The organism is Citrobacter sp. wls714, from assembly GCF_005281025.1.
GTDB classification, from domain to species: domain Bacteria; phylum Pseudomonadota; class Gammaproteobacteria; order Enterobacterales; family Enterobacteriaceae; genus Citrobacter; species Citrobacter werkmanii.
The window spans coordinates 1-12,428 of the sequence record NZ_SZWZ01000025.1 but is presented as its reverse complement, the minus strand read 5'-3'; the positions used below and the strand labels follow the sequence as shown (position 1 = coordinate 12,428).

Below are 12,428 nucleotides of genomic sequence, written 5' to 3'. Positions count from 1 at the left end.
CAACAGTTTATGGTAACTCATCGTCAGCGCTACCGTGAGAAAGTCTCCCAGATGGTTAGCTGGGGGCACTGGTTTGCTTTGTTCAACATTCTGTTGGCCATGGTACTCGGTAGCCGTTACCTGTTTGTCGCCGACTGGCCGACTACGCTTGCAGGGCGCGTTTATTCCTACCTGAGCGTTGTCGGGCATTTTAGCTTCCTGGTGTTTGCCACCTATCTGCTGATCCTGTTTCCCCTGACGTTTATCGTCATGTCCCAGAGGCTGATGCGATTCTTATCAGCTATCCTGGCGACGGCGGGCATGACGCTGTTGTTAATCGACAGCGAAGTTTTTACCCGCTTCCACCTGCACCTCAACCCGATCGTCTGGGAACTGGTCATTAACCCTGACCAGAATGAAGCGGCGCGTGACTGGCAACTGATGTTTATCAGCGTGCCGGTTATTCTGTTAATCGAAATGCTGTTTGCGACCTGGAGCTGGCAAAAGCTGCGCAGCCTGACGCGTCGTCGCCATTTTGCGAAACCCTTAGCAGCATTCTTCTTCGTTTCCTTTATCGCCTCGCATGTGGTGTACATCTGGGCAGACGCCAATTTCTATCGCCCTATTACCATGCAACGCGCGAACCTGCCGCTCTCCTATCCGATGACGGCGCGTAAGTTTCTGGAAAAACATGGTCTGTTGGATGCGCAAGAATATCAACGCCGCCTGATCGAGCAGGGAAACCCGGAAGCGGTTTCCGTACAGTACCCGCTCAGCGACCTGCGCTACCGCGATATGGGAACCGGCCAGAACGTTCTGCTGATTACCGTAGACGGCCTGAACTACTCCCGTTTTGAAAAACAGATGCCAGCGCTGGCTGAATTCGCTGAGCAGAATATCGCCTTTACGCGTCACATGAGCACAGGCAACACCACAGATAACGGGATTTTTGGCCTGTTCTATGGCGTGTCCCCAAGCTACATGGACGGCATTTTGTCGACCCGAACGCCTGCGGCGCTGATCTCTGCACTGAACCAGCAGGGGTATCAGTTGGGGCTATTCTCCTCGGATGGCTTTACCAGCCCGCTTTATCGCCAGGCGCTACTGTCAGATTTCTCTATGCCGAGCGTGCAAACGCAGTCTGACGAGCAAACCGCAAGCCAGTGGATTAACTGGTTGGGTCGCTACGCACAGGAAGATAACCGCTGGTTCTCCTGGGTCTCCTTTAACGGAACGAACCTTGACAGCAACCAGAAGAACTTTGCCAAACGCTACGCCAATGCCGCTCAGGATGTGGATGCCAACATTAACCGGATCCTTAGCGCCCTGCGCGACTCCGGTAAACTGAACAACACGGTGGTGATTATTACTGCTGGTCGGGGCGTGCCGCTGACTCAGGAAGAGAACAGCTTTGCGTGGTCGCGCGGCCATCTGCAGGTTCCTCTGATTATTCACTGGCCGGGAACACCTGCTCAGCGCATCAATAGCCTGACCGATCATACAGACCTGATGACGACGCTTATGCAACGTCTGCTCCACGTCAGCACGCCAGCTAACGAGTACTCGCAGGGCCAGGATTTGTTTAATGCAACCCGCCGCCATTACTGGGTTACCGCCGCCGACGGCAGCACGCTGGCAATTACCACACCAGAGATGACGCTGGTGCTTAACAACAACGGTAATTATCAGACGTATGATTTACACGGTGAGAAGATAAAAGATCAGAAACCGCAGCTGAGCCTGCTGCTGCAAGTTCTGACGGATGAGAAGCGATTCATTGCTAACTGATTAATTATAAATCAGTTAGCAAGCCATCCTCTTGCATTCGCGGTGGAAAGCAGTAGTATTATCAGCCATAGCGTCGGCACGTAGCGCAGCCTGGTAGCGCACCGTCATGGGGTGTCGGGGGTCGGAGGTTCAAATCCTCTCGTGCCGACCAACTTATCCCCAACGTTTTGTCTGCTGAAGTCCAGACAAGACTATAAAAAATTGAATAAACAGTAGGTTGTACAGACCTGCTGTTTTTCTGTTGTCTAGCAAAGTCCACACTGATACAGTGAAATCCAACATTTTTAGGCATATCTTTAGGCATACAAACCATCGTGTCGTCTGAGCCATATGCCTAACCAGTGATTGGAGAATAATATGGCACGTCAGACAAAACCCCTTAACAACACCGAAGTCAAAAATGCCAAAGCGACTGAACGTGCCACTATCCTGTATGACGGGGACGGCTTAGAGCTACTGGTTAAACCCGGTGGCTCAAAACTCTGGCGATTCCGCTATTACAAACCTTTCACTCGCAAACGCGCCATGATTAGCTTTGGTGCTTACCCTGCTGTATCTCTCTCTGAGGCTCGTCAACTTCGTGAAGATGCCCGTCTTCTATTGAGCAAAGAGATTGATCCGCAGGAGCATAAAAAAACCGAACAGTTGCGGCAAAAAAGTGCCACTGAGAACACTTTTCAAAAGGTCGCTTCCGAATGGTTCAAAACCAAAGAATCAGCGGGGCTGGCAACTCATACGTTAAACGATATCTGGCGTTCTATGAGTAAATATGTATTCCCACATATTGGCTCTATGCCCATTGCTAACATCACGGCTCAGCAGTTCATCGGAGCGTTAGAGCCAACACACGCTGCCGGAAGACTCGAAACGGTTAAACGTCTAAGCCAGCGTATCAATGAAGTTATGGATTACGCCCTCAATTCTGGGCTGGTATCTGTAAACCCCGCAGCACGGATCGGCCGAACATTCCATAAACCAAAGGTAAAGCACCGCCCTGCCCTACCTCCAGAGCAACTCCCCCTTTTGATGAAAACTCTGGCATTTGCCAGTATCGGACGACAAACTCGCTGTCTTATCGAATGGCAATTACTTACGATGATCCGACCTGCCGAAGCGTCAACGACTCGCTGGGATGAGATTGACTTTGACGCAAAAGAATGGCGTATCCCTGCTGGCCGCATGAAGATGAAGCGTGAACATATCGTTCCGCTTTCTGAGCAAGCGTTGGCTATTCTGGAAGTGATGAAGCCTATCAGTAAGCACAGAGATTATGTTTTTCCTGGCTACCGTAATCCACTTGAACCAATGAATAGTCAGACAGCAAACATGGCGCTTAAACGGATGGGCTTCAAAGATCTTCTTGTCGCTCATGGGATGAGAGCCATTGCCTCAACAGTGCTTAACGAGAAAGGTTTTCCTCCTGATGTGATCGAAGCTGCGTTAGCACATATCGATACTAACGAAGTCAGGAGATCCTACAATCGTTCTCAATACCTTGAACAACGTAGAGAGATGATGGGCTGGTGGGGTGAATATGTGGAAGCGGCATCCTTTGGAAATTCATCAATCAGTGTTGTTGGCAAGTTAACCTCAACAGAAGGATATACCGATTAAAATCTTTAGCTGCTCTCATAATTGAGCTTTCTCACAGTTATGAGCAAGATAGTGAACATTTTGCATTTCATTCGCACTAAAAATGATTAGTATGTCTATGTAAGAATTCTGATTTATAGCTATGTTCAGTAAAATTTTCATAGGATAAAAAATGTCTAACATAGAGGAAACACTGCCAGGAAGTGCGATCAGTTCCTGGGGGGGCTTTGTTTACCAAGGGAAAGTAGCTCTTTATCACTGCCTGAAACTATTAACGGTAAAATCATTTCAACAGAGAATAATTGATAATTTTGAGTTGCAATTAGATAGCACAGATGACTTTGCTATTTATTGTGATGGCAAGGTGATCTCAACTCATCAAGTAAAAGCAAAGCTATCGCAATATCGTTCTGAATATGTCAAAGCTATTTATAAAGCAGCATGTATAGCTACTGACTGTGATGAAAATACAATCAGATATTTTCATGTAGCTAAAGAACTTGATAATTTTGAAAATTATACAAGTAATGATGGAAAAATAGTTGAGTTTTACAGTTATGGCGATAGTAAATACTGTTTACTATCAAAAATAAATGAATTGATTGATGAACAAATTGAATTATTTTTAGATACCAATAATTTGATTAAAACAAAAAATTTAATTATTGAAAAATCCACTTTACTATCAGAGCTTATAACTAATAAAGTAATTGTAATTCATAACTTAGTTCACAATGGACAAAAACAAGACTACGCAGCATATCATAATAGAATAGCAAGTAGCATTTTTTTGGAATTACTAACATCTCCCCCACTTAATCGGACAGACGAAATATATCAAGCATTATTAACCAAAGAAAAAATAACAAATATTATTGAAACTGAGTTCTATAATGATTTGGACGCTTTTAGCGAGAAGCAAATTGAATCGATATCAAATGTTTTCAGATTTATTTATAGCTTGAATTATAACTCTGCCATACAATTGCATACCTCTTTACAGCCTCACAGACAAAACAATGTTATAAATGAAGATGATGTCCGGGATTATCTTGATGTAGTATCAGCAATATCCCACATACCAAAACTAATGGGCTTGCCTCACTATTCTAAAAAAATAAATAAATACCTCCCAACAGCTTTGACAATTAGAGATGGAAGAAGACGAAATACTTCATTCCAAGAAGAGTTGAAAAATCACATAAGGGATAATGCTACACTTGCATCATTGCTTTATGAATATAATAACATAATAGCCTATAAAGTATCAGATGATACTATAATTTCAGCAACCTCAGAAAAAATCACAAAAATTAACGACTCTAAAGAGAACAATAACCATATTGTTAGGGAATTTAATTTAAGGGTTATATCTACTGATAAAGCAGAGGCGGAACTAAATGCTAAATAATTTTATAAAACAGGCTATTGAAGATCACCAATTTATAGAAGTTGAAAGTACACTAGAAAATATTTCTTTTTTTAAAAAGGAGAAAGATGCATTACGTCGATATATAATAACCTACAGAACTGATAAACTTGAAGATGCGAGTTTCATTAATGAGTTAATTATTAACAACACCCCAACTGAAATTTTAGAAGCTCCAGCTTTTGCAAAAAACACTGATCTTATAATAGTTTTTCAACTCGACAAACTTTCAAATTACAAGCTATATGAAAAAAGTATATTTGATATAGAAGAAAATGCTTATCACTTCAAAAAGTATGTATTGTATTATTCAAATGAAGAGAATCAATTAATTTCCGGGAAGAACTTCAATAATCTTAGAGCAGTTCTCTCAGATCATGAAGAATTCTCCACATATAAAGCAGATCCATCTCGACCCAGCCTGTATAACATGGCAGCTAGAATTTTCATTAAACTACCTTTTTTAGAAATGCCTGATATAAAAAAGGATATTGTTCCAATTGATCTCCAAATTAACACGCTGGTAGATTCATTAAATTTATCTGAGATATATACTAAGATCAGCACAGCAAATAAACAAAGTGATGTAAATTTAGACATGCTAATTGAGGAATTAATAAATGAAGAACTGGAAGCTATCAAAGCTGAGAATAAATAACTTCAAGGCCTTTGATAAAGTCGAATTCGATTTTGAGAGTTCTTCTTTGTTGACACTTGAAGGCCCTAATGGATATGGCAAAACAAGCGTATATGATGCTTTAGAATTGTTGTTTACAGGAAAAATAAAAAGGATTGTACAACTATGTGAAACAATAATGCCAGGAGGCATTAAAAATTATAGTGATAATCTTTTCTGGAACAAAACAAATGGAGAGAATGATATCGAAATCAGTGTCGAGATGTCGAATGATAATAATGAGAAACTTTACTTTTCACGCAGAGCACATGCAAAAGATTTAAAAATAATACAGAATAATAAAGCAGATAATTTTAGCATATTTAAACTCTATAAATTAGGTTTATTAGACTCTTACGAAAACAGCACCTTAATTACACAAAATGAACTTGATGAAATATTAGGCGAAAAATTCACTGATAACTACAACTTTCTTAACTATCTTGAACAAGGACAGAGTTCATTTATTTTTGCTAACAGTATTAGGCAGCGAAAAAATGCTATCAGTGGTTTGATGAACGTTAGTGAACTAACTGAAAACATAAATTTATGTGGACGAGTTCAAAATGCATTGACGAGGAAATCAACCGGTCTGAATTTCATTCAAAAGAGGGATTCAATCACATCTCAAATTCAAGCGATAGGTGTACCAAGAACAAATAATAATAATCCTGTGCAGTATGAAAAAATATCAACTCATCTGACTACGCCATCATGGGATGTTGAGAACCCTTCAATTTTTTCTGATATTGAAACAACAGAAAAAAATGAGAATAAAATTTCATTACTTAAAAACCTAATTACTAACAAAGAACAGCTTCGCGTAATTATTGATAATGCCAGAATAGAAGATTTCATAAGCAAAAATGAAAAACTATTAACCGAGGTAATTAAAGTAGGACATCATATTGAAGCCTACCCGGAACTGGCTCAAAAGAATAAGATTAACAATGGGATCAATTTATCGTTAAGCATTTTGCGCAAGAAAGAAGATTCCATAAGTCCGGATGATATTGATAAAATTATAGATAATACAAATATAGATATTATCGATTTCAAAAAACGCTTACAACTTAGAGATAATTACAAAAAAGAAATAGGTGAGAAAAATGCTATTCTTGTAGAGATTAGCCAAGCAAGAAAAAAATTAATAGAAGAACATCAAAAGAAAACTTCTCTATCAGAAAAACATTGTCTACTTTGTGGGCATGACTGGATAACAAAAGATCTGCTATTAGACGCAATCGATATTAAAAGTAAATCTTTAGAAAGTTTATTAGATAATGTAGGGAAACAGCTACAAGCCGAACTCGATGAAATAAAGCAATCTAAGGATGCTGAGATTCAGCGTTTGGTAGAAGCACAAACTCAGCTTAAATTTGACAAAAAAATATTTGATAGTTTACAAAAGTCAGAAAGCATATTCGAAAAAATAAAAAAAATAAATGAAAGACTTTCACAAATCGGAATATCTTACTCGCAGACCTTTACAGATTCACCAGAAGAAATAGAATCAAGGAAACAATCATTAGTGTTGTTGATACGTCAACAAAAGAAAAATGAGCTGATTTCACTTCCTGAAGGATGGGAATCAGTCTTGAATGAATCATTCGCTACACCAGATGATGTTTTCAACATAGACTTAGAACAGATCAATCGAAAAGATAAATATTTCTTATACAAAAAGAATGAAGCGAATAATCTTAGACTTAAAGCTTTAAAAAAAGAGCTTAACGATTTGTTAGATATGGATAAAGCCTTAACAAATGCTAAACAGAAAATTACCACATTAAAGGAACAACTAACTATACTAAACAAAGATTATTCTAAAAAAACCATCGCTGATATAGAGTTAACGTTCCATATTTATAGCGGTAGACTTATCCAAAACTACCAACGTGGCTTAGGACTATTTATAGATGAAGGGAATGGAGATAGACTGAGGTTCTGCACAGCAGAAAAATCAGAACATGACGCAACCATGTCAATGAGTTCTGGACAGCTATCGGCATTGAGCTTGGCCTTTTTCCTATCACTTAATAAAGTGTATGCGAAGTCCCCCCTTGTTCTGATAGATGATCCAGCTCAATCTCTTGACGAGATAAATATAGCTTCTTTAAGCGACTTGTTACGCTGTGAGTTAAGTAATAGGCAGTTGATACTCTCATCACATGAAGATAATATTTCTTCATATCTCAGGTTTAGATTCATGCGTGCAGGTTTGACGCAAAAACCATTTAATATGCAATCACATACGAGTAAATAAGATGATATCAGCTAAGATAGCCTCATACTTAGCTGATAATTTCATTACTTTTCTGCCAGACAATGATGCTGCCATTATATTTCAATTTCAGATTGTCAGCGAGTATATAAGTTTGTTTTTACCATTTTCTCATACAAACCACATAAGCGTTAAGATCTTCAGGAGTACTGCTTTGAGGATGCATCCCACTAACATACCAGCCCTTTAGATTATCTTATAATCTAGTTATGTCAAATCCCGATATGGTGAAAGTTTTAGTTTTTTCCAGATCGGGATTTATGGCTTTTATCCCTGTTTAATAATATACATTACTGATATATTTTTAGGTCTGTTTTCTGCGGCGGTTGGAACTTGGCGTGAAACGTCAAAATCAACAACACCATGTTCATACCAACCACTAAATCCAGCCCCTTGCAAGCCTGAAGATTTTTGATGGAACACACCTTTTGCCAATCCACTATCATATCTTCCAGATGAAGACTTAAACTCTCCTGTTATATTTCTTATCGCATCACCTTGTTTTGATAAAATCGCACGAGACGAATCTGGATCGACCCCCGCCCCATGATCCCATGCTCTTACAAACTGTCCCCTAAAATCAGGAAGTGATCCTGATGGATAAAGAGAAGCTAACATGGGATTTTTCGCCTTATCAAAAGACTGTCCATTTAACTCAAGCCATCCATCCGGTATTTTTTGACTTCCCCAAGCTATAATTGCGCCAACTGGCGTGCTATCGACTAACGACCAGACGCCATTAGTGCATGACAGAATTGCACCAGCCGTATTTCTCCCTTGTAAGCCATTAGGTGAGCACGCAGCGCCAACCGTTGCTACCCCATTAAGCTGAACAAATTCGCCTACCGTTGTTCTGCCAGTCGATACCAGCGTAGCGCCCTTTATTTGCTCTGAAGATGTAATGTTCCCGGAAGCAGTGATCGCATTCTTCGCTGTCACCGCTCCCGTCAATGTACTAGTACCTGCAACAGTTAGTGTATTATTGGCATTAACCGCACCTGCAAGGGTTGAAATCCCCGCGACATTTAATGTTGAACCTATAACTGTTGCCCCTTTCAGACTGCTGGCCCCGGCTACGGTCAGTGTATTATTGGCATTAACCGCACCTGAAAGAGTTGATGAGCCGGTCACCACCAAGTTCCCTCCGACACTGACCATACCTGAAGCTATAATATTATTTGCACCATAAATATTTTTGGTTCCCATATTTAGATCACCTGTCATAGGTAATGTGCCATCTCTACGTAAAAAAGCAGAATAAGAATTAGAACCATAACCCGCAATAAAACCTAATAAACCTAAATTGTTTATATTTGAATAATCAGTTTGTGTAGCAGACCATGAGCCTTTATAACCATCTATTTTGGTAGCTAAGGCTCTTGTCATTCCACTATCAACTCCAGCTCCTTGCATTGCTTTTCCAAGTAAATCATAACGCACTGCACCACTTACTAATAAGGGCTTATCTGTTGTTATTAGAGAAGATATATTCCAGTAAGGTGCTGTTCCTTTTCTGGCAATAATTATTTTATAACCAGAACCATATATATTTTGATTACTAAAAACTGGTGGTAACATTCCTTCGTTAGCTAATGTTTGTGTCGTAATTTCACATGTCTGAGTTGTCGTGTTGCACGTTCTTGGTCCAGAATCTAAGCCACTACCTGTTGAATTCGTTAATTTAGATAGCACGTCATAATGATTGACTATATAATTATTTACACCAGAACCAATATTCTTAATTTGTTGACCCAAGATAGCAGCCTGCTTGTTTTCATAATCTTTATTTAAGCTTTGAAAGGATAGAAAACTAATAATTGCAATTACTGCTAATGTTAAAATAAGTTCTATCAATGTAAAGCCTTGACATTTCATTTTCATAATAACACCATTGGCTTCTGGCTTCTGGCTTCTGGCTTCTGGCTTCTGGCTTCTGGCTTCTGGCTTCTGGCTTCTGGCTTCTGGCTTCTGGCTTCTGGCTTCTTCTGGCTTCTGGCTTCTGGCTTCTGGCTTCTGGCTTCTGGCTTCTGGCTTCTGGCTTCTGGCTTCTCAGCAACATATATTCACCTTTAAATTAGTCAATTGTTATTTATAATTAAATTAATATATTGCTATACATTGTCAATTCACAGAGTAAACCAGTTATCTTTTAAATAATAAATAAGCAAGGGCTAACTCTACGAAGCGCTACGCTGCTTCTTCGAGTTCTCCCTTGTTTTTTCGCCCTTTGGTTGAAAAAAATTAAAAGCAAAATAAACACACTGCATTGACATTATTAGTTCCTATCATATAAATAAATTAAGCATAAGGAATATGCTTTTATTTAATTATATGAAAAGGAGTTCATATGATCGCAAGTAATACTTTTAATAAGATCGTTGTGAGTAAGCATTCTCATAATGGAAGCGTTAACGAAGCGAAGTACTCGCACAACAAGATTCGTTCTCATTGCGTCAGTGTCAGATTAAATGATGAAGAGCTAACGCTTCTCAATGAGAGACGTGGCCGTCATCGTAAAGGCGAATGGCTTCGTATGGCGTTTCTGCATAACCTCCCCTCTGTTATTCCATCGATTAATCTCGAAGCATGGAAATCGCTGAGCGAAATTTCACAGAAGCTGAACAAGCTTGTCGCTCATCTGGATAATAAAAGCCAAGGTAGCTCTCTGACGCAAACAGAACTATTCGCAGTGAAGCGCCAGATATCTGAGCTTCGCATGAAGCTGATCACAGCCGACCTATGGAGATCACCTTCTGATGAAGGGAATGCAAAAAATCAGCAGGGGTAAAAACTTCTCTGGTGTCGTTCTCTACGCATTAAAGCCAGGCTCTCACCATAAATGCACACCTTATGTCATTGGTGGGAATATGGATGGAAGTGATGCTGGAGATCTGATAGCTGAATTTGATGCTACAAAAACGCTTCGCCCGGATGTTGCTAAACCCGTCTGGCACAATTCGCTTCGCTTGCCGAAAAACGAAGCGCTGACAGATGCTCAGTGGTCAGGGATTGCTGATGATTACATGTCCCGAATGGGCTTCTCTGAAACGCACCTCAGATGCTATGTCCTTCATGATGATGCGGCCGGCCAGCACATCCACATTATTGCCAGTCGTATAGATCTATCCAATAGAAGCCTTTACTTAGGCAAAAATGAAAACCTCATCAGCACCCGTATCATCCAACAGTTAGAAATAGATCACCATATGACCAAAACCAAAGGGCCAGAATTGGTAGCATCACCATCCCCAGCTTCGCTATCCAGAAAATCCCTGCCCCAAAAACCGATAATCGCAATACCGAAACCTAAAAAGCTATCGCGTAACGAAGCGATGGTGGAGAAGTATAAAGGAGAGCTATCACCCAAGTCGGTTATCCAGGAAGCCCTGGAAGCATTACTTGTCGATAAACCATCCACCACTGATTTTGTGATGCAGCTTGCCGCCAACAATATCAAAGCGCTTCCGAATATTGCTTCAACAGGGAAAATGAATGGGTTTTCATTCGAATATCAGGGGATTGCTTTCAAAGCTTCGCAGTTAGGTAAAGGTTATTCCTGGTCTGCCTTACAAAACAGGCTAGATTACCAGCCGGAACGCGATAATGCTTTCCTGTTTGCATTGAAAATGCCCTCAGTCAGTAAGGCATCGGTTAGCGAAGCGCCTGATAGTGCCATAGCAACACATCCCCATGAAATCACCACAGAAGACGTGAACAGTCCTGTCGAATCGCTTATCCTCGATAACCATGCTGGTCAGGACGAATACACTAACGCCTCTCACTTAGAAGTTGGTGCTGGTGCTAAGGAATCGATAGCAATCGAAGAGTTAAAAGAGGCTCCCAAGCGAAGCTATACGGTCCCATCGTTTAGATGGCTTGAAACCATATCCTATCTCCAAATCATCATTGGTATGTTGAAAAACCTAAAAATCCCAACGCTCCAACGTACTAAAAAACACAAAACTATCACTGGCGTGAGAGTGGTAGAAATTACGCCCTCAACTACAGCAACCGACATTGAAATTCCCTCAATTCATCGTAGACCATCGCCAACAATGTAATGTTGGCAAGCTTTTATTGATAAATACAGCCCAACACATCGATCGTTTATATCGATCGATAATCTTTTGTTGATAGTTAAGTTCTATCATTAGCCCGTAATCGATCGGTACAAGTGATTTGCGTTTCTTACGAACTAAGTCAAAATGACAATTTACGTGCAATCATCTAACGATATGATTTAACTAGCCTATTTACTTACTCATTAGCTCAAACGAAGGGTTTGAAATGGCAACTACCATCTCAACTGTAAGCCTGGACGGTTTCATACATCACCGAATATGACTTCATCTTGACACTAAGGAACTTGTATGAGCATCTCCGCTACGAAAAGCAGGAAGAAAGAAGCTGAAGCTGGTCTTTCTGATGATCCTCGGCAAACGGAAATCACGACACCCAATTTTGTGCTGTTTGGTGAAACTTTCACATTTATTGAGACTTTCTCTGCCACTGTCATCGACTCCGATCCAGGCAATGGTCATATCTGGGTAAAAACCAACACAGGGGATGAGAAGCAGATTTCTGACTATGGCATCCCTTTCAGAAGTTCACACACTATCCATAAATACGAGCTTCGCCAATATAGTGAGGATGAATCGCCACAGATAATCTAGACACTT

9 protein-coding genes, 1 tRNA gene and 1 pseudogene are annotated in these 12,428 nt (G+C 40.3%); 10 read left to right on the top strand and 1 reads right to left on the bottom strand.

The window, feature by feature from the left end:
- The first annotated feature begins 9 nt into the window (after positions 1-9).
- The 6 genes from yejM (at position 10) to FDX11_RS02935 (ending at position 7,731) form a co-directional block, all read left to right on the top strand.
- A complete protein-coding gene (yejM, locus tag FDX11_RS02960; RefSeq protein WP_137397464.1) occupies positions 10-1,767 on the top strand; it encodes an LPS biosynthesis-modulating metalloenzyme YejM in 1,758 nt (585 codons plus the stop codon).
- 74 nt (positions 1,768-1,841) lie between these two features.
- Positions 1,842-1,918: transfer RNA gene (locus FDX11_RS02955), tRNA-Pro, on the top strand.
- A gap of 206 nt (positions 1,919-2,124) precedes the next feature.
- Positions 2,125-3,381: an integrase domain-containing protein gene (locus tag FDX11_RS02950; RefSeq protein ID WP_071259011.1), complete on the top strand. Its 1,257-nt coding sequence runs from the start codon at positions 2,125-2,127 to the stop codon at positions 3,379-3,381.
- A 151-nt stretch (positions 3,382-3,532) separates the two neighbouring features.
- Entirely contained in the window at positions 3,533-4,771 is a 1,239-nt protein-coding gene (locus FDX11_RS02945) for an ABC-three component system protein (protein ID WP_071259014.1), read from the top strand.
- A complete protein-coding gene (locus FDX11_RS02940; RefSeq protein ID WP_071259017.1) occupies positions 4,761-5,447 on the top strand; it encodes an ABC-three component system middle component 1 in 687 nt (228 codons plus the stop codon). Before FDX11_RS02945 ends, FDX11_RS02940 begins: the two co-directional genes overlap by 11 nt.
- Complete coding sequence (locus FDX11_RS02935) at positions 5,410-7,731, top strand: AAA family ATPase (RefSeq protein ID WP_071259019.1); 2,322 nt, start codon at positions 5,410-5,412, stop codon at positions 7,729-7,731. Before FDX11_RS02940 ends, FDX11_RS02935 begins: the two co-directional genes overlap by 38 nt.
- 285 nt (positions 7,732-8,016) lie before the next feature.
- Here the strand turns inward: FDX11_RS02935 and FDX11_RS02930 are convergent, their stop codons facing one another.
- Positions 8,017-9,630 (bottom strand): tail fiber protein, encoded by a 1,614-nt coding sequence (locus FDX11_RS02930; RefSeq protein ID WP_137397463.1) that lies wholly within the window; start codon positions 9,628-9,630, stop codon positions 8,017-8,019.
- Here FDX11_RS02930 and FDX11_RS02925 point away from each other — a divergent pair.
- The 4 genes and pseudogenes from FDX11_RS02925 to FDX11_RS02910 form a co-directional block, all read left to right on the top strand.
- Positions 9,613-9,822 carry a phosphotransferase gene (locus FDX11_RS02925; protein ID WP_170975591.1) on the top strand — a complete coding sequence of 70 codons (210 nt, stop codon included), beginning with the start codon at positions 9,613-9,615 and terminating at the stop codon, positions 9,820-9,822. The genes FDX11_RS02930 and FDX11_RS02925 overlap by 18 nt on opposite strands.
- A 274-nt stretch (positions 9,823-10,096) precedes the next feature.
- Positions 10,097-10,537, top strand: a complete 441-nt coding sequence (locus FDX11_RS02920; RefSeq protein WP_071260294.1) for a hypothetical protein — start codon at positions 10,097-10,099, stop codon at positions 10,535-10,537.
- Positions 10,506-11,810, top strand: a complete 1,305-nt coding sequence (locus tag FDX11_RS02915; protein ID WP_071260292.1) for a relaxase/mobilization nuclease domain-containing protein — start codon at positions 10,506-10,508, stop codon at positions 11,808-11,810. The genes FDX11_RS02920 and FDX11_RS02915 overlap by 32 nt, the downstream gene beginning before the upstream one ends.
- A gap of 309 nt (positions 11,811-12,119) precedes the next feature.
- A pseudogene (locus tag FDX11_RS02910) lies at positions 12,120-12,407 on the top strand (hypothetical protein); the annotation flags it as partial.
- Between the last annotated feature and the right edge of the window lie 21 nt (positions 12,408-12,428).